Annotated in this window: 19 protein-coding genes; 12 read left to right on the top strand and 7 right to left on the bottom strand. The window is 65.9% G+C overall.

What is annotated here, in order from left to right:
- Positions 1-64 precede the first annotated feature (64 nt).
- Positions 65-331: a DUF1653 domain-containing protein gene (locus ACIGHN_RS01445; RefSeq protein ID WP_396503079.1), complete on the bottom strand. Its 267-nt coding sequence runs from the start codon at positions 329-331 to the stop codon at positions 65-67.
- Positions 332-489: 158 nt separating this feature from the next.
- On the opposite strand from ACIGHN_RS01445, the gene ACIGHN_RS01440 reads away from it, so the two are divergent.
- The 3 genes from ACIGHN_RS01440 (at position 490) to ACIGHN_RS01430 (ending at position 5,270) form a co-directional block, all read left to right on the top strand.
- Entirely contained in the window at positions 490-2,343 is a 1,854-nt protein-coding gene (locus tag ACIGHN_RS01440; RefSeq protein ID WP_056416027.1) for a M48 family metallopeptidase, read from the top strand.
- Between the two features lie 94 nt (positions 2,344-2,437).
- Positions 2,438-3,709 carry an RsmB/NOP family class I SAM-dependent RNA methyltransferase gene (locus ACIGHN_RS01435; protein WP_396502964.1) on the top strand — a complete coding sequence of 424 codons (1,272 nt, stop codon included), beginning with the start codon at positions 2,438-2,440 and terminating at the stop codon, positions 3,707-3,709.
- A 346-nt stretch (positions 3,710-4,055) separates the two neighbouring features.
- Positions 4,056-5,270, top strand: a complete 1,215-nt coding sequence (locus tag ACIGHN_RS01430) for a fatty acid desaturase (protein ID WP_396502963.1) — start codon at positions 4,056-4,058, stop codon at positions 5,268-5,270.
- Between the two features lie 105 nt (positions 5,271-5,375).
- Here ACIGHN_RS01430 and ACIGHN_RS01425 read toward each other — a convergent pair whose 3' ends face one another.
- The gene (locus ACIGHN_RS01425; RefSeq protein WP_396502962.1) at positions 5,376-5,792 is read right to left on the bottom strand and encodes a hypothetical protein; all 417 of its coding nucleotides are present in this window, start codon (positions 5,790-5,792) and stop codon (positions 5,376-5,378) included.
- 236 nt (positions 5,793-6,028) lie between these two features.
- On the opposite strand from ACIGHN_RS01425, the gene ACIGHN_RS01420 reads away from it, so the two are divergent.
- Positions 6,029-7,537 (top strand): PLP-dependent aminotransferase family protein, encoded by a 1,509-nt coding sequence (locus ACIGHN_RS01420; protein WP_396502961.1) that lies wholly within the window; start codon positions 6,029-6,031, stop codon positions 7,535-7,537.
- Positions 7,538-7,660: 123 nt separating this feature from the next.
- Here the strand turns inward: ACIGHN_RS01420 and rpmG are convergent, their stop codons facing one another.
- The 3 genes from rpmG to trxB all read right to left on the bottom strand — a co-directional run bounded on the left by rpmG (position 7,661) and on the right by trxB (position 9,269).
- Complete coding sequence (rpmG, locus tag ACIGHN_RS01415; protein ID WP_007859760.1) at positions 7,661-7,831, bottom strand: 50S ribosomal protein L33; 171 nt, start codon at positions 7,829-7,831, stop codon at positions 7,661-7,663.
- 11 nt (positions 7,832-7,842) lie between these two features.
- Complete coding sequence (gene rpmB / locus ACIGHN_RS01410; RefSeq protein WP_010463481.1) at positions 7,843-8,076, bottom strand: 50S ribosomal protein L28; 234 nt, start codon at positions 8,074-8,076, stop codon at positions 7,843-7,845.
- Positions 8,077-8,315: 239 nt separating this feature from the next.
- Positions 8,316-9,269 (bottom strand): thioredoxin-disulfide reductase, encoded by a 954-nt coding sequence (gene trxB / locus ACIGHN_RS01405; protein WP_056416041.1) that lies wholly within the window; start codon positions 9,267-9,269, stop codon positions 8,316-8,318.
- A gap of 230 nt (positions 9,270-9,499) precedes the next feature.
- Between trxB and ACIGHN_RS01400 the strand changes: the two genes are divergently transcribed.
- Positions 9,500-10,177, top strand: a complete 678-nt coding sequence (locus ACIGHN_RS01400) for a Crp/Fnr family transcriptional regulator (RefSeq protein WP_056416044.1) — start codon at positions 9,500-9,502, stop codon at positions 10,175-10,177.
- A 1-nt stretch (position 10,178) separates the two neighbouring features.
- Here the strand turns inward: ACIGHN_RS01400 and ACIGHN_RS01395 are convergent, their stop codons facing one another.
- A complete protein-coding gene (locus tag ACIGHN_RS01395) occupies positions 10,179-12,188 on the bottom strand; it encodes a tetratricopeptide repeat protein (protein WP_396502960.1) in 2,010 nt (669 codons plus the stop codon).
- A gap of 229 nt (positions 12,189-12,417) precedes the next feature.
- Between ACIGHN_RS01395 and ACIGHN_RS01390 the strand changes: the two genes are divergently transcribed.
- Positions 12,418-14,757 carry a DNA translocase FtsK gene (locus ACIGHN_RS01390; RefSeq protein WP_396502959.1) on the top strand — a complete coding sequence of 780 codons (2,340 nt, stop codon included), beginning with the start codon at positions 12,418-12,420 and terminating at the stop codon, positions 14,755-14,757.
- 47 nt (positions 14,758-14,804) lie between these two features.
- Positions 14,805-15,437 carry an outer membrane lipoprotein chaperone LolA gene (gene lolA / locus ACIGHN_RS01385; RefSeq protein WP_396502958.1) on the top strand — a complete coding sequence of 211 codons (633 nt, stop codon included), beginning with the start codon at positions 14,805-14,807 and terminating at the stop codon, positions 15,435-15,437.
- Positions 15,438-15,567: 130 nt separating this feature from the next.
- Here the strand turns inward: lolA and ACIGHN_RS01380 are convergent, their stop codons facing one another.
- Positions 15,568-15,927, bottom strand: coding sequence for a DUF1304 domain-containing protein (locus ACIGHN_RS01380; RefSeq protein ID WP_396502957.1), 360 nt, complete (start codon positions 15,925-15,927; stop codon positions 15,568-15,570).
- Between the two features lie 217 nt (positions 15,928-16,144).
- Between ACIGHN_RS01380 and ACIGHN_RS01375 the strand changes: the two genes are divergently transcribed.
- The 5 genes from ACIGHN_RS01375 (at position 16,145) to ACIGHN_RS01355 (ending at position 21,363) form a co-directional block, all read left to right on the top strand.
- On the top strand, positions 16,145-17,476 hold the full coding sequence (locus tag ACIGHN_RS01375; protein ID WP_396502956.1) for a replication-associated recombination protein A: 1,332 nt from the start codon (positions 16,145-16,147) through the stop codon (positions 17,474-17,476).
- A gap of 313 nt (positions 17,477-17,789) precedes the next feature.
- Positions 17,790-18,719, top strand: a complete 930-nt coding sequence (locus ACIGHN_RS01370; RefSeq protein ID WP_056416055.1) for a branched-chain amino acid ABC transporter permease — start codon at positions 17,790-17,792, stop codon at positions 18,717-18,719.
- Between the two features lie 13 nt (positions 18,720-18,732).
- Entirely contained in the window at positions 18,733-19,809 is a 1,077-nt protein-coding gene (locus ACIGHN_RS01365; protein ID WP_056416393.1) for an ABC transporter ATP-binding protein, read from the top strand.
- A gap of 25 nt (positions 19,810-19,834) precedes the next feature.
- Positions 19,835-20,617, top strand: a complete 783-nt coding sequence (locus tag ACIGHN_RS01360; protein WP_056416057.1) for an ABC transporter ATP-binding protein — start codon at positions 19,835-19,837, stop codon at positions 20,615-20,617.
- Positions 20,618-20,634: 17 nt separating this feature from the next.
- Positions 20,635-21,363, top strand: coding sequence for an ABC transporter ATP-binding protein (locus ACIGHN_RS01355; protein ID WP_056416060.1), 729 nt, complete (start codon positions 20,635-20,637; stop codon positions 21,361-21,363).
- Positions 21,364-21,530 lie beyond the last annotated feature (167 nt).

Raw genomic sequence — 21,530 nt, 5'->3', positions numbered from 1 at the left:
GCGCTTGTATATCAAGCGATAGCGGCCATTTCGATGCTGAAATGGGTGCAAGCGCAGGCTGCCCTCAGCCCTGGGATGCCGGCCGCACCGTGTCGTCGTCGCACTTCACGAAGCGCGGGCGCATCACCCCGTCCACCAGCACCGCCTCTTCGAACATGGCTGCGGGCCTGACCCACAGGCCGTGCTGGCCGTAGAGGGCGCGGTACAGCGTCATGGGCTCCAGGGTCTCGCTGTGCCGCACGGTGTCGATCACCTCGTAGAGCATGCCCTTGTAGTGGCGGTACAGGCCGGGTGGCGTGCGGATCAGTTCGGGCAGGTCTTCGTCGGTCATCATCGGTGCGTCTTGGTGGTTGGTGGGTGGTTCGTTAGGATGGCGGGTTGTACCAGCCCGGCATTTTGTGCTGCGGCCTGGCCGCCGTATGGCGCACTGTGGTGCGCTGCGGTCCGGCCACAGAACAAGAGCAACCATACAGAGCAAGAGGGACACCCGTGGACCAGGCAGATTTTGTGCACCTCGTGCGCATGAGCGAGCATGCCAGCGCCGACAACAGCCGCGCCTACCGCCGCAGCGTGGCCGCCTTTGCGGCGCTGGGCTATGCCTGGGTGCTGGGCTGCCTGGTGCTGGCCACGGCGATCGTGCTGTGGGTGGTGCCCCAGCTCCTGCACGGGCGCTTCCGGCTGGCCATGGTGTGGCTGCTGCTGGGGGCGGTGGGCCTGCTGTGGGTGAGCCTGCGGGCGCTGTGGGTGCGGCTGGAGCCCCCGGGCGGCGTGGAGATCACCGCGCTGGAGGCCCCCGAATTGTTCGAGGCGCTCGAGCGCATCCGCCGCAAGATCAAGGGGCCGCCCATCCACACGGTGCGGCTCGACAGCGAGTTCAACGCCAGCATCCAGCAGGTGCCCCGTTTCGGCCTGCTGGGCGGTGCCGTCAACCACCTGACCATTGGCCTGCCGCTCTTGATGGCGCTGGACCGCCCGCGTTTTCTGGCGGTGCTGGCCCATGAATACGGGCACCTGCGCGGCGACCACGGGCGGTTTGCCGCCTGGATCTACCGCACCCGCCTGTCGTGGATGCGCCTGAACCACAGCCTGTCCGATGACGAGGGCCCGGCCGCAGCGGCCACGCAGGCCTTCATGCGCTGGTATTTTCCGCGGTTCTCGGCAAAGACCTTCGCGCTGGCGCGCCAGGACGAGTACGAGGCCGACCGCATCGCCGGCCGGCTGCTGGGGCGCGAGGTGACGGCAGCGGCGCTGGCCGAGATCGAGATCCGCGGCGCCTGGCTGCACGAAGAGTTCTGGGGCCGCCACTGGTCTGGTGCCGCGGGCAACCCGCTGCCCGTGGGACCGTACCGCAGCATGCGCCGCCGCCTGGCCGAGCCGCCGGACGCTGCCTTTGCCAACGACGCGATGCGCCAGGCGCTGAAGCGCATCAGCAGCGTGGACGACACCCACCCGGGGCTGCGCGACCGCATCGAATCGCTGGACGCCTCCCCCACGGTGCCCGACTGGTCGCGCGGCACCGCGCTGGGCCTGCTGGGCCCCGAGGCCAAGCGCTGGGTCGCGCATTTCGACAAGGAGTGGTGCCGCGACAACGCCACCGAATGGAAGCAGCACCACGCGTGGCTGGAGCGCGTGCGCGTGCGCGCCGAGGCGCTGGGCGCGTCCACCGCCCAGAGCAGCGCGGCCGAGCTGGTGGAACTGGCGCGCCTCAAGCGCCACCTGGACCCGCGTGCGAATGTGCGCCCGCTGTACGAGACCGCGCTGGAACGCAGCCCCGAACATCCGGCCGCCCTGCGCGGGCTGGTCACCTGCCTGGCCGAGGACGACCGCGAGGGCAAGCTGGCGCTGCTGCACCGGCTGTGGGACACCGCCAGCGGCGACCGCTTCTGGGCCGCCCGCACCGCGCTGGCCGAGCTGGAAACCCCCCGCCTGGGCAAGGAGCACGACGCCGCCGCGTTCAAGCAGTGGCGCAAGCGCCTGGAACGCGCGCAGGAGTCCGAGGACCGCGCGTGGGAGGAACTGTCGGGCACCTCGTTCTTCAGCCAGATATCGCGCCACGACCTGAGCGATTTCGAACTGGCCGAGCTCACGGCCGAGCTGGCGCGCTGCGCCCCCCTGGCCCGCTGCTGGCTGGTGCGCAAGAACCTGCGCGAATACCCCCAGCGCCGGGCCTACCTGCTCTTCGTGGAGCTGCCCGGCCTGGACGACGACAGCCGCTACCACCTGTGCCGCGCGCTGGAGCGCAACCTGAGCATCCCCGGGCCCACCCTGGCGCTGTGGGCGGGCGAGTCGCCCACGCTCAAGGAGATTCAGCGCTACGCGTTCGATCCGATCTTCATGAGGTAGAGCTGCGCCCCGCGACCGGCTAGTGGCAGGTCAGGACGGCTGCCCTGGGTGCGCGCCTCCACCGCAGGCGTGTGCGGGGTGGGACAATAGAGGGATGCACCCCAAAGTTCTTCTCGACGCCTGCGCCGAACTCGTCCGACTCACCCTCACCTTCGAACACCCCGCCGACGCGGTGGTGTCGCGCTTTTTCCGTGACAACCGGGGCCTGGGGCCCCGCGAGCGGGCCACCCTGGCCGAAACGGTCTACACCGTGCTGCGCAAGAAGCTGCTGTTCGACCACATGGCCCCCTCGGGCTCCGGCCCCAAGGAGCGGCGCCTGGCCATCCTGGGCTTTCACGGCCCGCGCGACTTTTTGAACGGCGCACTGACCGACCAGGAAAAGAACTGGCTCGACCAGTGCGACGCCGTCACGGTGGACGAGCTGATGGAGCGCCACCGCCACAACCTGCCCGAATGGCTGGTGCAGCCCCTGAAGGACCAGCTGGGCACGGGCTTCTGGCCGCTGGTGGAGAGTTTGTCGAACGCCGCGCCGTTGGACCTGCGTGTCAACGCGCTGCAGGACAAGCGTGCCGATGTGCAAAAGGAGTTGGCCAAGGCCGGCATCAAGGCCGTGCCCACGCCGTACTCGCCATGGGGCCTGCGCATCGACGGCAAGCCGGCGTTGACCAAGCTGGATGTCTTCACCCGCGGCGCCGTGGAGGTGCAGGACGAAGGCTCCCAGCTGCTGGCCCTGCTGCTCGACGCCAAGCGCGGCGAGATGGTGGTGGACTTTTGCGCCGGTGCCGGCGGCAAGACGCTGGCCATCGGTGCCAGCATGCGCAGCACCGGCCGCCTGTATGCGTTCGACGTGTCGGGCCACCGGCTCGATGCCTTGAAGCCCCGCCTGGCCCGCAGCGGACTGTCCAACGTCCATCCCGCAGCGATTGCCCACGAGCGCGACGACCGCGTCAAGCGCCTGGCGGGCAAGATCGACCGCGTGCTGGTCGACGCGCCGTGCTCGGGCCTGGGCACGCTGCGCCGCAACCCCGACCTCAAGTGGCGCCAGACGCCCAAGGCCGTGGAAGAACTGGTGGCCAAGCAGACCGCCATCCTGGCCAGCGCCGCGCGGCTGCTCAAGTCCGGCGGCCGGCTGGTGTATGCCACCTGCAGCATCCTGCCGCAGGAGAACGAGGCCATCGCCGAGGCTTTCAGCGCCGCGCACCCCGACTTCGTGCTGGTGGACGCGGGCGAGCTGCTGGCCCAGCTCAAGGTCGAGGGCGCCGCGCAGCTGTGCAGCGGCGGCGAGTCCGGCACTGGATATCTGCGCCTGTGGCCCCATGTGCACCAGACGGACGGATTCTTCGCCGCGGTCTGGACGAGGAAGTAAGCCCCCTGGGCCGCTGCGCGTCTTTCCCCAAGGGGGACGTCAACGGTGGACCGGTAAAGCCGGTTCCACGGTGGCACTGGCACAGGCCGCGCCGGTGCCACCGAGGGGCCGACGCAGGCCGTGCCGGTGCGGCGCAAGTGACGAAACGGGCGTGGGAGCTGCGGTTTTGCCGTGTCGCGCAGCCTTTCTGGCACAGGGCTTGCACGGCGTTGTCGTGAAGGCGACGCAGGGGCCAAATCACTCTGGCTACTGTGGATAACCTGCAGTCCCGAATGGGGTGCGCGCTTTAAAATTGACAGTCCCGCCGCCACTGGTGCCCGGGTGTTTTGTACAAGGTTTTTTGAATATGCTGTTACCCGACTGGGCTGTGCTGAATGCGGCCATCGACTGGCTGGGCCACGGGCTGTGGGATCTGGCCTGGTGGGAGATCGTGCTCTACACGCTGGCGACGACGCACATCACCATTGCGGCCGTCACGATCTTCCTGCACCGCTCGCAGGCGCACCGCTCGGTGGACCTGCATGCGATCCCGTCGCACTTCTTACGCTTCTGGCTGTGGCTCGGCACCGGCATGGTGACCAAGGAGTGGGTGGCCATCCACCGCAAGCACCACGCGAAGTGCGAAACCGTGGACGACCCGCACAGCCCGCAGACGCGCGGCCTCGATACCGTGATGTGGCGCGGCGCCGAGCTGTACCGTGCGGAGTCGAAGAACCTGGAGACCATGAAGAAGTTCGGCCACGGCACGCCCGATGACTGGATGGAGCGCAACGTCTACACCCGCTTTGGCTGGCAGGGCGTGGGCCTGATGCTGGTGCTCAACCTCGCGCTGTTCGGCGCAGTGGGCGCCGCTGTCTGGGCCGTGCAGATGCTGTGGATTCCGTTCTGGGCGGCCGGTGTGGTCAACGGCGTGGGCCACTACTGGGGCTACCGCAACTTCGAGGCGCAGGACGCCAGCACCAACCTCTCGCCCTGGGGCGTGATCATCGGCGGCGAAGAGCTGCACAACAACCACCACACCTACCCCACGTCGGCCAAGTTCTCGGTCAAGCGGTACGAGTTCGACATCGGCTGGGCCTACATCAGCTTGATGAAGAAAGTGGGCTGGGCCACTGTCAAGAAGGTGCCGCCCAAGCTGCAACTGGGCGACGTGAAGCCCGTGGCCGATGAAAAGACGCTGGAGGCCCTGATCGCCAACCGCTACGAGGTGATGGCCGGTTACGCCCGCGGCGTGCGCCAGGCCTGCAAGGAAGAGATCGCGGCGCTCAAGGCCCGCCAGGCGGACGTCTCGGTACTGACCGCCGCCAAGCGCTGGCTGCACCGCGATGCCGAGAAGGTGCCTGCGGGCGCGCTGCCGCAACTGGCCCAGGCGCGTGCCGCCCATCCGGCGCTCGACAAGATGGTCACCATGCGCGAAGAGCTGCGCCAGCTGTGGCTCAACACGTCGCAGTCGCGCGAGCAACTGACGGCCGACCTGCAGGCCTGGTGCCGCCGCGCGGAAGAAAGCGGCATTGCCGCGCTGCGCGAGTTCTCGCTGCGGCTGCGTGCTGCACAGGCCTGACCCAGCCCGTGCCCCGTGCTCAAGGCCTTGCCATTCGGCAAGGCCTTTTTCTTTGGCCGCGCACCACAAGCGCTGAGCGATGCGTGAGGGAGGGATGACCGGCGGCTATCGCAGCGCGGGCACGTTGCCGAAGGTGTGGTCCTGCGCCGTTTCATCGCGGCCTGCCAGGGCTGTGCGCAGCAGGTGCCGCGCCTGGCGCCAAAGCCCGGGTGCGGGCGTGCGTTCGATCACCTGGATCTCTGCGCGGCAGTGCAGGGCGTTGGCCACCTGCACCCAGGCGGCCTGGGTGGCCCCGCCGCCTGCCAGATGTTCGCCCGCCCCCAGGCGGGCCTGGGGCGGGGTGTGCAACGCGTGCCCGCAGTCTCGTGGCGCGAACCGAAGCGACACCTCGCCCTGGGTGGCGTGCAGCACGCTGCCGGGCGGCAGGCACAGCCACAGGCTCTGGCCGGGGGTGAGGCCCAGGGTGACTGCGGCCGCTGGGCTGGTGCATGGTGTGGCGGTTGGAGTGGGGTGCTGTGGCATGGTGCGGTGCTCCTGAAGAAAGTGGCGGCAGTGAGGCTGTAGCGTAGAAAAATCAGCCCCACCGGAACAGGTACACGGCTGTGCCGTAGCAGGTAGAACAGCAGCGATTGCCGGCATGCTGTTATGGTCCTGTCTGCGCCTTCCTGTATCTGTTCTCGCAGAGAGGGCTCGGGCACGATGCACTGAACGGCTGCAGGGCCCGCGCCACGGCTCGGCAGCAACACCCCTTACCCGCCATGCCACCTTCCACCGATTCGCGGGATGCCCCGCTCTACCGCCAACTGGCGGCGTTGTACGAACAGGCCATCGCCGCCGGCAGCCTGACGCCCGGCATGCGCATGCCGTCGGTGCGGGAGTTGTGTCAGCGGCACCAGGTCAGCCTGACCACGGCGCTGCAGGTGCTGCGCCACCTCGAGTCGCTCGGCTGCGTCGAGGCACGCGAGCGGGTGGGCTACTTCGTGCGGGAGCCGGGGGACCTGGCATTGCCCCGTGCGCGCGAGCCCGAACTGCACGAGCCCTTGGCCCACGACCCGCGGGTGTTCGCAGGCATCAACGAGCGCATTTCCGGCTTTCTCGAAAAAGCCCGCCGGGCAGGCCCGCTGCCGCTGGACCTGGGCAGCGCCATGCCCGCGCCGAGCCTTTTCGATTCCGCGGCGCTCAACCGCCTGGCCCATGGCCTGCTGCGCGAGCAACCGGACATCCTGGTGTACGGCCCGTCGGCGCCCACCACCCACCCGGACTTTCAGCAGGCCATGGCGCGGCATGCGCTCACCTTCGGCGTGTGCATTGCGCCGGGCGACATCGGCGCAACGCTGGGCAATTCCGAGGCGGTGAACCTGGCGCTGGATGCCGTGGCCGAGCCGGGCGACGTGATCGCGGTCGAATCGCCCACCTTCTTCGGCATCCTGCAGGCCATCGAGGTGCGGGGGCTGCGCGCGCTGGAGATCCCCTGCAGCCCGCACACCGGCATGTCGCTCGAAGCCCTGGAGCTGGCCGCGCGCAACGAGCCCCGGCTCAAGGGCGTGGTGGTGGTGCCCCACCTGCAGATGCCGCAGGGCAGCGTGATGCCGGATGCGCACAAGGAGCGCCTGGTGGCGCTGTGCGTGGAATACGGCATGGCCCTCATCGAGGACGACATCTACCGGGAGTTCGTCGAGTCGCCGCACGTGCTGCGGCCCGCCAAGGCCTGGGACCGGCAGGGCGATGCAGGGCAGGTGATCTATTGCGCATCGCTCAGCAAGAGCTTTGCGCCCGGCCTGCGCCAGGGCTGGATGAGCGCCGGGCGCTGGCAGGCCCGTGTGCAGATGATCAAGTTCGCCCGCACGCGCAACATGCAGACCTGGTCGCAGCTGCTGGCTGCGCGCAGCGTGGATTCGCCCGCCTACGAGCGCCACATGCGCCGCATGCGGGCGCAACTGCGCATCCAGCGCGAGCAGGCCGCCCGGGCCGTGGCCCGCTACTTTCCGGCGGGCACCCGCCTGAGTTTGCCTCCGGGCGGGCTGAGCCTGTGGCTGGAGCTGCCGCAGGGCATATCGTCCACGCGGCTGTATGACGACGCACTGCACAACGGCATCCGCGTTGCGCCGGGGCCCATGTTCTCCAACACCGGGCGGTACGAGCACTTTTTGCGGCTGAGCTGCGGCATGCCCTTCACGGCGCAGGTGGAGGCGGGCTACCGCACGCTGGGCGCCCTGATCGCCGCGCAACTGGCAGAGCAGCCTGCTGCTGTGCGCAGGGCGGCGTAAGCGGACAGCAGTGAGGCGGGGCGAGGCGGCAGGGCCCACCACCAGACCGCATGTTGCAGGCGGCGAAGCGGCCATAAAAAAACCGCCCTGAAAAGGGCGGTTTTTTGAAGGGATCCAGCCGAATTACTTCAGCTTGATTTCCTTGTATTCGACGTGCTTGCGAGCCTTGGGATCAAATTTCATGATCAGCATCTTCTCGGGCATCGTCTTCTTGTTCTTGGTCGTGGTGTAGAAGTGACCGGTACCCGCAGTGGATTCCAGCTTGATCTTGTCGCGTCCGCCTTTGCTTGCCATGGTGCTTCTCCTTAGGCTTGACCACGTGCGCGCAGGTCTGCGAGCACCGAGTCGATACCGTTCTTGTCGATCAAACGCAGGGCAGCGCTCGAAACGCGCAGGCGAACCCAGCGGTTTTCAGTCTCGACCCAGAAACGGCGGTATTGCAGGTTCGGCAGGAACCGGCGCTTGGTTTTGTTGTTGGCGTGGGAAACATTGTTCCCCGTCATGGGCTTCTTGCCCGTTACGTCGCAGACGCGTGCCATGAGGACACTCCGATACTTTTTAACGGCCGTTTGCGGGCGCCCTGGGCAATCCTTGCCGAGGGCTCGCTGGCGGCCTCACCTCGCCAGAAAGGGTGGCGGTAACCCGATTTTGCTGCCCGAACTGCCGCGCGAAGGCGTAGCTGAATTCAGCAAAGCCACGGATTATAGCCTGAACCCCGGTTTCTGTCGCCTGGCGCGCAATCCAGGCAAAAAAGCCCCGCCGGGAGGCGGGGGCCCGATCAGCCTTCCTGTTCGAGGAAGCGCTGGGCGTCGAGGGCGGCCATGCAGCCCGTGCCGGCGCTGGTGATGGCCTGGCGGTACACATGGTCCTGCACGTCGCCCGCGGCAAACACACCCGGCACGCTGGTCTGCGTGGCAAACCCCTTGAGGCCGCCCTGGGTGATGATGTAGCCGTTTTCCATCTGCAACTGGCCCTGGAAGATCTCGGTGTTGGGCGCGTGGCCGATGGCGATGAAGCAGCCCTGCAACTGGATGTCCTCGGTGCTGCCGTCCTTGGTGCTCTTGATGCGGATGCCGGTCACGCCGGTCTGGTCGCCGAGCACTTCGTCCAGGGTGTTGAAGAGCTTGAGCTCGATCTTGCCGGCGGCGACCTTCTCGTTGAGCTTGTCCACCAGGATGGGCTCGGCCTTGAACTTGTCGCGGCGGTGCACCAGGGTGACCTTGCGGGCGATGTTGGAGAGGTACAGCGCCTCTTCGACAGCGGTGTTGCCGCCGCCGACCACGCAGACGTCCTGCTCGCGGTAGAAGAAACCGTCGCAGGTGGCGCAGCCCGACACGCCCTTGCCCATGAAGGCTTCTTCCGACGGCAGGCCCAGGTACTTGGCCGATGCACCCGTGGCCAGGATCAGCGCGTCGCAGGTGTAGGTGCCGCTGTCGCCCGTGAGGGTGAAGGGGCGCTGGCTGAAGTCGACCTTGTTGATGTGGTCGAAGATCACCTGGGTCTTGAAGCGCTCTGCGTGCTCCAGAAAGCGCTGCATCAGCTCGGGGCCCTGCACGCCGTGCACGTCGGCAGGCCAGTTGTCCACCTCGGTCGTGGTCATCAGCTGGCCGCCCTGGGCCATGCCGGTGATCAGCACCGGATTCAGGTTGGCGCGCGCCGCATAGACGGCTGCCGTGTAGCCTGCAGGCCCGGAGCCGAGAATCAGAACTTTCGCGTGTTGGGTGGTGGACATGGTAAAAGCCTGTGTTTTGCGCCCGCTACACGGGGCGCTGTTGGGGAAAGCTGGGGGATGGGGCGCCAAGTATCAACCGCTCGGGGTCTCCGCACGCCGCTCCAAATTCAATCACGGCGATTGTAAGAACCGATGGATGTCCCGTTGCGGAGCCGGTGCAAGCGCACCCTGTGCGCCAGGTCTTCAAGGCGCCGTGAAAGTGCATGCCACATCGAGAGGAGAAGCTTTTTATGTCGACGATGCTGTCCAACCTGGACCTCCTGCGCCGGGTGCCCCTGTTCTCGCTGCTCACCGTGACGCAGGCCGAGGTGATCAGCGGCGCGGTCATCAAGCGCCGCTTCAAGCGCGGTGAGACCCTGGTCGAGCAGGGGCACAAGTCCGACGCGCTGTTCATTTTGCTCACCGGGCGCGCCCGGGTCATGACCTCCGACAGCCGCGGCCGCGAAGTGATCCTGGCCACCCTGTCGCCGGGCGACTACCTGGGCGAGATGAGCATCATCGACAACGAGCCCCACTCGGCCACCGTGCGCGCCGAGGTGCAGACCGACGTGCTGATGCTCGGCCGCACCGAGTTTGCCCGCTGCCTCACCGAGAACGCCTCGATGTCGCTGGTGGTCATGCGTGGCCTGGTCAAGCGCCTGCGCCACGCCGACCGCAAGATCGAGTCGCTGGCCCTGCTGGATGTGTACGGCCGCGTGGCCCACGCGCTCCTCGATTTCGCCACGCCCGATGCCCAGGGCCAGCTGATCATCAAGGACAAGATCTCTCGCCAGGACCTGGCCAAGATGGTGGGCGCCTCCCGCGAGATGGTCAGCCGCGTGATGAAAGACCTGGAAGAGCGCGGCTTCATCGAGGCGCAGCCCGGCGGCGCGACGCTGCTCAAGGACCGGCTGAACGCGCTGGGGTGAGTCAGGCCTCAAGGCCGCCGTTCTTCTTGTGGTCCCACATGCCCCAGAAAGCGTCTTCAAGGTTCCGAGCAAAACGGGGCGCATCGAAGATGGGTGATGCCAGGGCCTTGCTGCGCAATTCCTGCCGCAAAGTCGCCAAAGAGGGCACATCCTGGGCGAGCCGTATGGCGCGGGCGACATAGTCTTCCAGATCGGTGGCAATCCAATCCGCAAGTCCTGCGTTCGTCAGCAATCCTGCGCCTTGCCTGGCGAGAAAGTGGTCTCCACCCAGGGTCATAACGGGCACGCCCATCCATAGGCTCTCTGCCGTGGTAGTACCGCCAGGGAATGGAAACGGGTCCAGGCAGAAATCCACCAGGTGATAGGTGTGAAGGTATGCACTCCGGTCGGCAGGCTCTTTCAGAATCAAGCGGTCCGCTTGTACACCATGGGTGGCGAACCGGCGGGTCAGCGCTTGCCTCATATCGACCGAACCCAACTGCTTGGCTTGAAGGAGCAATCGGCTTTGCGGGACATTGCCCAGAATTCGGCTCCACGATGCGATGACGCTGTCATTGAGCTTGAGCAGATTGCTGGTGCTGCCGAATGTCACGAAGCCCTGCGTCAGCGCGGGCAGGGGATTGACCTGGACCGTTTCTCTCGGCGGTGTAAAGCAAAGGCGCGTGTCGGGCAGGCGCCATATGGTTTCGGTGAAATGGCTTTCGTACTCGCGCGGCAGGCTGATGGCATCTGCGATCAGATAGTCCATCTCCCGCACGCCGGTGGTCGCGAAATATCCCAGCCATGTGGTTTGCACGGGGGCGAGGCGATGGGCGAACAAAGGCAGCCGGTTTCCTGCCGTGTGGCCCGATAGGTCGAGCACCAGATGCAGGCCGAGGCTGCGGACCTTTGCCGCCGCTTCTGCATCAGGCATGCCGGCCAGCGAATGCCACTCCAAAAATGCTGGGCGGATACGCCGCGTGAGGTCGTCTTCAAAGCTCTGAGTGCTCAGCGCAACCAGTTCAATCCGGGGGGAGCCGAGGTTGGCAAGAATGCCTTCCAGAAAATGGCCTACCGGGTGATTGCGCAGATCGGCTGATACCAGCCCGACACGCAGGACCTTCGGGGAAGGGTCTCCCGTCCAGTCCTGTGCCAGTGCCACCGCCCGGGCCTTACGCCAAGCGGTGTGCCCAAAGGCCTTGGCGTGCTCAAGGTTCTCTGACTGACGCTGCAAGGGCAGGTAGCTCAGCGTGAAAAGCAGGTTGCTATGGATGTCGGTGTTGTCAGGCTCGATGCGCAGCGCCTCCTGGTATGCGCGCACCGCTGCGTCCAGATCACCACGGGCCTTGAGTACTTGGGCCCATAGGGCATGGGCTTGTGCCATGTCGGGTGCAAGGCCTATGGCTTTGCGGGCTGCGTTTTCCGCGTCATCCAGCAACTCCAACTCCAGCAGCACATCGCCACGGTTGTAGTGCAGCGCTGCATTGTCAGGATCAATGGCCAGGGCACGGTCGTAGAGAGCCAGTGCCTCTTGGTGGCGACGTCCATCCTGCAGGACGTAGGCGAGGTTGCTCAGCGTTTCGATGTGATCGGGCGTCAGGTCCAGAGCCCTGCGGAAGCTGCGTTCGGCCAAGTCCAGCTTGCCGGTCTCGTGCTGCATGTTGCCCAGATGGAAGAAGCCATGGGGGAGATCAGGCTTGAGCTTCAGCGCACGGTGGTAGTGGCGGGCTGCTTCTTCAGACTGGCCCAGGTCCCGCAGAGCGTTGGCCAGATTGAAGTGCGCCGTCGGATCCGCGGGGTGGATGTCGGCTACTTTTTTCAGGCAGGGCAGGGCTTTGGCATCCTCGCGGCGGGCGCGATGGATGGCCCCCAAAATCCCCCACCCCAGCGCGTGCCTGGGAAACTTCGTGGTCACGGCCTCTGCTTTCAAGAACGCGGCCTGCAAGTCGCCCTCTTGATAAGCGTGCAGCAACGTCTGGATCTCGATGGGGGTGGGCGCGGCAGCGGCGCGTGCGAAGAGATTGATGGCCATTGCGGAATACGGGTGACTTGGGTGCGCCCACCAAGTGCTGGCTCAGGGTATGAGCGGCCGAGGGCGCGAATGGTACAGCCTGACATTATCTGACCGGGTTGGCATTGCTGTGCCCTTGTCCGACAACGCCTGTGGCGTCGCGAAAATTGTTGTCAACAGCACGCATTGCGGCACAGCCCCGCAAAACAAGCTAGCCCGATGCTTGCGTTAAGCTGTGCCCCGCACGCATATGACCTATTCCCTCAATACCCTGAACGCATCGTCCGCGGCCAAGTCGCCGCCACGCACGGGCGCCGCCCGTTTCGGCCATGAGATCGGCCTGATGGTGGGCCTGCTGGCCCTGGTTTTCTGGCTGCTGGCGCTCGTGAGCTACTCCGCGCAGGACGCGGCTTTTTCCAATTCCGGCGCGCGGGACGTCCGCATGGTGGCCAACTGGGCGGGCCGGTTTGGCGCCTGGCTGGCCGATGGCAGCTACTTCGCGCTCGGCTTCTCCGTATGGTGGTGCGTGGCGGCGGGCGTGCGCGCCTGGCTGTCGTCGCTGGCGCGCTGGATGCGCGGCGGCGAGCAGGTGCCGGGTGCCGCCAGCCCCATGCAGCGCCGTGTGCTGTTCTGGGGCGGCCTGGTGCTGCTGATGTGCGCCAGCACTGCGCTGGAGTGGTCGCGCCTGTACCGCTTTGAATCCCTGCTGCCGGGTGGGCATGCCGGTGGGGTGCTGGGCTATGTGACCGGTCCTGCCAGCGTGAAGTGGCTGGGCTACACCGGCTCGGCCCTGCTGTCGATCGTGCTGGCGGTGCTGGGTGCGGCGCTGGTGTTTCGCTTTTCTTGGGGGCATGTGGCCGAGGTGCTGGGTTCGCGCATCGATTCGTTGGTGCAGTCGCGCCTGGCCAAGCGCGAGGTCGCCAAGGACGTGGCGGTGGGGCGCAAGGCGGCCCGCGAGCGCGCTGTGGTGGTGCTGGAAGAGCGCACCGAGAGCGAGGTGCACCACCCTGAGCCCATCCAGATCATCGAGCCCATCCTGGTGGAGGTGCCGCAAAGCACCCGGGTGGTGAAAGAGCGCCAGAAGCCCCTGTTCACCGAGATGCCCGACAGCAAGCTGCCGCTGGTGGACCTGCTCGACGGCCCCCAGCAGCGCCAGGAAACCGTGGCGCCCGAGACGCTGGAGATGACCAGCCGCCTCATCGAGAAAAAGCTCAAGGACTTTGGCGTGGAGGTGCGCGTGGTGGCGGCCATGCCCGGCCCGGTGATCACGCGCTACGAGATCGAGCCCGCCACGGGTGTGAAGGGCTCGCAGATCGTCGGCCTGGCCAAGGACCTGGCGCGTTCGCTGAGCCTGGTGTCCATCCGCGTGGTGGAGACCATCCCGGGCAAGAACTTCATGGCGCTGGAGCTGCCCAACGCCAAGCGCCAGTCGATCCGCCTGTCCGAGATTCTCGGCTCGCAGGTCTACCACGAGGCCAAGAGCATGCTCACCATGGGCCTGGGCAAGGACATCGTGGGCAACCCGGTGGTGGCAGACCTCGCCAAGATGCCGCACGTGCTGGTGGCAGGGACGACCGGTTCGGGCAAGTCGGTGGGTATCAACGCGATGATCCTGTCGCTCTTGTACAAGGCCGAGGCGCGCGACGTGCGCCTGCTCATGATCGACCCCAAGATGCTGGAAATGTCGGTCTACGAAGGCATCCCGCACCTGCTGGCGCCCGTGGTGACCGACATGAAGCAGGCGGCGCACGGCCTGAACTGGTGCGTGGCAGAGATGGAGCGGCGCTACAAGCTCATGTCGAAGCTGGGCGTGCGCAACCTGGCGGGCTACAACGTCAAGATCGACGAGGCCAAGGCGCGCGAGGAGTTCATCTACAACCCCTTCAGCCTGACGCCCGAGGAGCCCGAGCCGCTGCAGCGCCTGCCGCACATCGTGGTCATCATCGACGAGCTGGCCGACCTGATGATGGTGGTGGGCAAGAAGATCGAAGAGCTGATCGCCCGGCTGGCGCAAAAGGCGCGGGCCGCCGGCATCCATTTGATTTTGGCCACGCAGCGCCCCAGCGTGGATGTGATCACGGGCCTGATCAAGGCCAATATTCCCACCCGCATCGCGTTCTCGGTGGGCTCCAAGATCGACAGCCGCACCATCCTCGACCAGATGGGCGCCGAAGCCCTGCTGGGCATGGGCGACATGCTCTACATGGCCAGCGGCACGGGCCTGCCGATCCGGGTGCACGGCGCCTTCGTGTCGGACGAGGAAGTACACCGTGTCGTCAGCTACCTCAAGCAGCAAGGGGAGCCGGACTACATAGAAGGCGTGCTGGAAGGCGGAACTGTGGACGGTGACGGCGATCTGTCAGGAGACGGCGGCAGTGGCGATGGGGGCGAGAAGGACCCCATGTACGACCAGGCCGTCGAAGTGGTGCTCAAGGACCGCAAGGCGAGCATCTCGTACGTGCAGCGCAAGCTGCGCATCGGCTACAACCGCTCGGCGCGGCTGCTGGAAGACATGGAAAAAGCCGGTCTCGTCAGTGGGCTCACCGCCAGCGGCCAGCGCGAAGTGCTGGTGCCCAACCGCAGCGAATGAATGGCAGGCCTGGCGCAAAGCGGGCCTGCACCTCCCAGGAGTTACTGTTGAAAAAGATCGCTACTGCAATTTTGATAGCTGCTGCCGCAACCGCAGCGAGCGCCGACGGCCTGAAGAACCTGGAGTCGTTCATGAAGGGCAGCCAGACGGGCAAGGCCGATTTCACGCAGACCGTGACGTCGCCGCCCAAGGATGGCCAAGCCGCCCGCACCAAGCAGTCGAGCGGCAGCTTCGAGTTCCAGCGCCCGAACCGCTTCAAGTTCGTCTACAAGAAGCCTTTCGAGCAGACCATCGTGGCCGACGGGCAGACACTGTGGCTCTATGACGTGGACCTGAACCAGGTCACGCAGCGTGCCCAGGCGCAGGCGCTGGGGACCACGCCGGCGGCGCTGCTGGCATCGGCACCCGATTTGTCGGCCCTCAAGGCCGAGTTCACGCTGGAAAACGCCCCGGACCAGGACGGCCTGCAGTGGGTGCTGGCCACGCCGAAGTCCAAGGACGGCCAGCTCAAGAGCGTGCGCGTGGGCTTTGCCAGCGAGCAACTGGCGGCCCTGGACATCCTGGACAGCTTCGGTCAGCGCTCGCTGATCCGCTTCAACGGCATGCAGGCCAATGCGGCCCTGCCAGCGGGCACATTCCAGTTCAAGCCACCCGCTGGGGCGGATGTGGTGAAGCAGTAACTCTTTGCGCCTTGGGTGCTATCGAAATAGTAGCTGCTGGGGCGCATTGGCAAAGCGGTAGCGCCTGTTTTGGCAGGATTTGAGTGAGTTGGTGCTTGCCGGTGCCGAACCCGCGGGCCCGGCAGACAGGTCAGGCCAACAGCAGCAGAGCCAGGCCGATGGCTGCAGGCACCGACTGGATGAACAGAATCTTGCGGCTGGCGGTGGCTGCGCCGTACAGCCCGGCGACCAGCACGCACAGCAGGAAGAACATCTTCACGCCCAGCCCGGCGGCGTCCCCCAGGTACAGGCCCCAGAACAAGCCCGCCGCCAGAAAACCGTTGTACAGGCCCTGGTTGGCCGCCAGCACCTTGGTGGCTGCGGCCTGTTCACGCGACTGGCCGAAGGCCTTGCGGCCAGCGGGTTTGTCCCACAGGAACATCTCGAGCACGAGGATGTAGACGTGCAGGACGCCGATCAGACCGACGACGATATTGGCGGCAAGGGACATGGTGGACAGGCTCCGGATAGGGGGTGTGGACCGAGGACCAGATACTAGACGCTGCCGCCGCGCGGTGTCTGTCACCTTGGGTCGTTGAGCTGCGCGCACCCCTGGCACAGCCGCTTGCCAGGTGCTGTTGTGGCGGCCGGCCGGTCAGGCTGAAGCCGACGTGCCGCGCATGCCCGCTCTGACGAATGGGCAGGGTGGGATGTGTTGGAATCGGTGAATGACCGTCGCGACCTCTTCGTCCCCCATGCACCAGCCCCTGGCCGAACGCCTGCGCCCGCGCACCCTGGGCGATGTCATCGGCCAGCAGCATGTGCTGGGCCCCGGCATGCCGCTGCGGCTGGCGTTCGAGTCGGGCCGGCCCCACAGCTGCATCCTGTGGGGGCCGCCGGGCGTGGGCAAGACCACCATCGCGCGGCTCATGGCCGATGCCTTCGATGCGCAGTTCATCAGCATCAGCGCGGTGCTGGGCGGGGTCAAGGACATCCGCGAAGCAGTGGAGCGGGCCGAACTGGCGCGCGACGGACTGATGCAGCAGCGCACCATCGTGTTCGTCGACGAAGTGCATCGCTTCAACAAAAGCCAGCAGGATGCCTTTCTGCCGCACGTCGAGTCCGGCCTGTTCACCTTCATCGGCGCCACCACCGAGAACCCTTCGTTCGAGGTCAACTCCGCGCTGCTGTCGCGCGCCGCCGTGTACGTGCTGCAGCCCCTGTCCGAAGACGATTTGAAGCAGATCGTGGCCCTGGCGCAGGCGGAGCAAGCGCTACCAGCTATCGAAAATGTAGCAATCGATCGCCTGGTGGCCTACGCCGACGGCGACGCGCGCCGGCTGCTCAACACCCTGGAGACGCTGGCCATGGCGGCCACGCAAGAGAAGCTCACCGAGATCACCGACGCCTGGCTGCTCAAGGTGCTGGGCGAGCGCATGCGCCGCTACGACAAGGGCGGCGAGCAGTTCTACGACACCATCAGCGCGCTGCACAAGTCCGTGCGGGGCTCGGACCCCGACGCCGCGCTGTACTGGCTGGTGCGCATGCTCGACGGCGGTGCCGACCCGCGCTACATGGCACGCCGCCTGGTGCGCATGGCCAGCGAGGACATCGGCCTGGCGGACCCGCGTGCGCTGCGACTGGCGCTCGATGCTGCCGAAGTGTATGAACGCCTGGGCACGCCCGAGGGCGAGCTGGCGCTGGCCGAATGCGTGGTGTACCTGGCCGTGGCGCCCAAGTCCAACGCGGTCTACAAGGCCTACAACGCCGCCCGCGCCTGGGTGAAGAAGGACGGCACCCGCCCGGTGCCCATGCACCTGCGCAATGCACCGACCAAGCTCATGAAAGAGCTCGATTACGGCAAGGGCTACCGCTACGCGCACGACGAGGAGGGCGGCTTCGCCGCGGGCGAAAACTACCTGCCCGAGGGCATGCCCGAGCCCGGTTTCTACCAGCCGGTGGAGCGCGGGCTTGAAATCAAGATTGCACAGAAACTGCGTGCGCTGCGCGACCGCAATGCGTCGGCCGATGCTTCTGGCGGGATGGACGACGACGCCTGATGCAGTGCAGCACGGCACTTTATGCCGGGTTATGCTGATTTTGCATTGCGCCGGTAATAAGTTTGCACATCAATATTCCTGCTTGCATCATCTAGGCTTATGAATCGCGTTCCGCGCTGATAGGGCCTAAACCCGAGGGAAAACCCCGCCCGGCTTGGTGGGGGCCGCTTGTGACTACTCGCTACAATCCCGTCCACAAACCCGCACAGCTGCATTTCTGGCGGGTTTTTTGCTAGATGGCAGTCGGGCCCACAAGGCTGTACCGATTCCGGTGCCAAAGCGGTGGGTACGTCACAAACGAAGGACTTCTCTTATGGACATTTTGCTGCAACAGATCATCAACGGTCTGGTTCTCGGCAGCATGTACGCCTTGATAGCCTTGGGCTACACCATGGTGTACGGCATTATTCAACTGATCAATTTCGCCCACGGCGAAGTGCTGATGATCGGTGCACTCACCAGCTGGAGCTGTATAGGGATGATGCAGGGCGCCATGCCCGGCGCCCCTGGCTGGGTCATCCTGCTGCTGGCCACGGTCATTGCGTGCGTGGTGGCTGCCACGCTGAACTTCACGATCGAAAAGGTTGCCTACCGCCCGCTGCGCAGCAGCCCGCGCCTGGCCCCCCTGATCACCGCCATCGGCATGTCGATCCTGCTGCAGACGCTGGCGATGATCATCTGGAAGCCCAACTACAAGCCCTACCCCACGCTGCTGCCCAGCTCGCCGTTCCAGATCGGTGGCGCGTTCATCACCCCCACGCAGATCCTCATCCTGGGCGTGACGGCAGTGTCCCTGGCGTCTCTGGTCTACCTGGTGAACCACACCAACCTGGGCCGCGCGATGCGCGCCACCGCTGAGAACCCCCGCGTGGCGTCCCTGATGGGCGTCAAGCCCGACATGGTGATTTCTGCCACCTTCATCATCGGCGCCATCCTGGCGGCCATCGCCGGCATCATGTATGCGTCCAACTACGGCACGGCGCAGCACACCATGGGCTTCCTGCCAGGGCTCAAGGCCTTCACGGCGGCCGTGTTCGGCGGCATCGGCAACCTGGCCGGCGCAGTGGTGGGCGGCATCTTGCTGGGCCTCATCGAAGCCATCGGCTCGGGCTACATCGGCACGCTCACGGGCGGCCTGCTGGGCAGCCATTACACCGACATCTTTGCGTTCATCGTGCTCATCATCATCCTGACGCTGCGCCCTTCGGGCCTGCTGGGTGAGCGTGTGGCGGACCGAGCCTGAGGAGCACCACACCATGAAGAACACCAAGACCCACTGGATCCTCGGCGCGATCGCGCTGCTGGTGCTGCCGCTGATCCTGCAATTCTTCGGCAACGCCTGGGTGCGCATTGCCGACCTGGCACTGCTGTACGTGATGCTGGCGCTGGGCCTGAACATCGTCGTCGGCTACGCCGGCCTGCTCGACCTGGGCTACGTCGCCTTCTACGCCGTGGGCGCCTATCTGTTCGCGCTGATGGCGTCGCCGCACCTGGCCGATACCTTCGCCGCCTTCGCTGCGATGTTTCCGAACGGGCTGCACACCTCGCTGTGGCTGGTCATACCGGTGGCGGCATTGCTGGCGGCGTTCTTCGGGGCGCTTTTAGGGGCGCCCACGCTGAAGCTGCGCGGTGACTACCTGGCCATCGTGACGCTGGGCTTCGGCGAAATCATCCGCATCTTCCTGAACAACCTGGACCACCCCGTCAACCTGACCAACGGCCCCAAGGGCCTGGGCCAGATCGACTCGGTCAAGATCTTCGGCCTGGACCTGGGCAAGCGGCTGGAGGTGTTCGGCTTCGACATCAACTCCGTCACGCTGTACTACTACCTGTTCCTGGTGCTGGTGGTGATCTCGGTGATCATCTGCTACCGCCTGCAGGACTCGCGCGTCGGCCGCGCCTGGATGGCCATCCGCGAAGACGAAATCGCCGCCAAGGCCATGGGCATCAACACCCGCAACATGAAGCTGCTGGCGTTTGCCATGGGCGCATCGTTCGGCGGCGTGTCGGGAGCGATGTTCGGTGCCTTCCAGGGCTTCGTCTCGCCCGAGTCGTTCAGCCTGATGGAGTCGGTCATGATCGTCGCCATGGTGGTGCTGGGCGGTATCGGCCACATCCCCGGCGTGATCCTGGGTGCGGTGCTGTTGTCGGCGCTGCCCGAGGTGCTGCGCTACGTCGCCGGCCCGCTGCAGGCCATGACGGACGGCCGTCTGGACTCGGCCATCCTGCGCCAGCTGCTGATCGCCCTGGCCATGATCATCATCATGCTGCTGCGCCCCCGCGGCCTGTGGCCTTCGCCCGAGCACGGCAAGAGCCTGACGCAGAAGACCTGAAGCCGAACACCACCGAAAGTTAGCAATGACAGAGAAATCCAACGAAGTGGTGCTGAAGGTCGCCGGTATCTCCAAGCGGTTCGGCGGCCTGCAGGCCCTGTCCGATGTGGGCATCACCATCCAGCGCGGCCAGGTCTATGGCCTGATCGGCCCCAACGGCGCCGGCAAGACCACGTTCTTCAACGTGATCACCGGCCTGTACACCCCCGACGCGGGCACGTTCGAGCTGGCCGGCAAGCCCTACGAGCCCACGGCGGTGCATGAAGTGGCCAAGGCGGGCATCGCCCGCACGTTCCAGAACATCCGCCTGTTCGCTGAAATGACCGCGCTGGAGAACGTGATGGTGGGCCGCCACATCCGCACCAAGTCCGGCCTGGTGGGGGCGGTGTTCCGCACCAAGGGCTTCAAGGAAGAAGAAGCCGCCATCCGCCGTCGCGCGCAGGAATTGCTGGACTACGTGGGCATCGGCAAGTTCGCCGACTACAAGGCGCGCACCTTGAGCTACGGCGACCAGCGCCGCCTGGAGATCGCCCGCGCACTGGCCACCGACCCCCAGCTCATCGCGCTGGACGAGCCCGCCGCCGGCATGAACGCCACCGAGAAGGTGCAGCTGCGCGAACTCATCGACCGCATCCGCAATGACAACCGCACCATCTTGCTCATCGAGCACGACGTGAAGCTGGTCATGGGCTTGTGCGACCGCGTGACGGTGCTCGACTACGGCAAGCAGATTGCCGAAGGCAACCCTGCCGAAGTGCAGAAGAACGAAAAAGTGATCGAGGCCTATCTGGGCACCGGCGGGCACTGAAGGACAGGACACAACAAATGGCCGACAAATCCAACAAAGTTTTATTGCAGGTCAAGGGCCTGAAGGTGGCCTACGGCGGTATCCAGGCCGTCAAGGGCGTGGACTTCGAAGTGCGTGAGGGCGAACTGGTGTCGCTCATCGGCTCCAACGGCGCCGGCAAGACCACCACCATGAAGTCCATCACCGGCACCCTGGGCATGAACGATGGCGACATCGAGTACCTGGGCAAGAGCATCAAGGGCAAGGGCGCCTGGGACCTCGTCAAGGAAGGCCTCGTGATGGTGCCGGAAGGCCGCGGCGTGTTCGCACGCATGACCATCACCGAGAACCTGCAGATGGGCGCCTACATCCGCAAGGACAAGGCGGGCATCCTGGCCGACATCGAGAAGATGTTCACCATCTTCCCACGCCTGCGCGAGCGCAAGGACCAGTTGGCCGGCACCATGTCCGGCGGCGAGCAGCAGATGCTGGCCATGGGCCGCGCGCTGATGAGCCAGCCCAAGGTGCTGCTGCTGGACGAGCCCTCCATGGGGTTGTCGCCCATCATGGTGGACAAGATCTTCGAAGTGGTGCGCGACGTGTACGCGCTGGGCGTGACCATTGTGCTGGTGGAGCAGAACGCCAGCCGCGCGCTGGCGATCGCCGACCGCGGCTACGTGATGGAGTCGGGCCTGATCACCATGACCGGCCCCGGCCAGGCGCTGCTCAACGATCCGAAGGTGCGCGCTGCCTATCTGGGCGAGTGACCTGAAGGGGTGGCCCGGGCGCGAGACGGCGCGGGCTGGTCCATGCACACGCCAACAAAAAGCGCGGCTTTCGAGCCGCGCTTTTTCTTTGGTCAGCCGGTGGGCTGGGGGGCGGGGGCCGGGCGATCGCCGCGCCATCCCCCATTGCGCCACCGCAGGCTACGCAC

The organism is Acidovorax sp. NPDC077693, assembly GCF_044542805.1.
In the GTDB taxonomy this organism is placed as follows: Bacteria; Pseudomonadota; Gammaproteobacteria; order Burkholderiales; family Burkholderiaceae_C; genus Acidovorax.
Note: the sequence above shows the minus strand (reverse complement) of the source record. Positions and strands in the feature narration are given on the sequence as shown.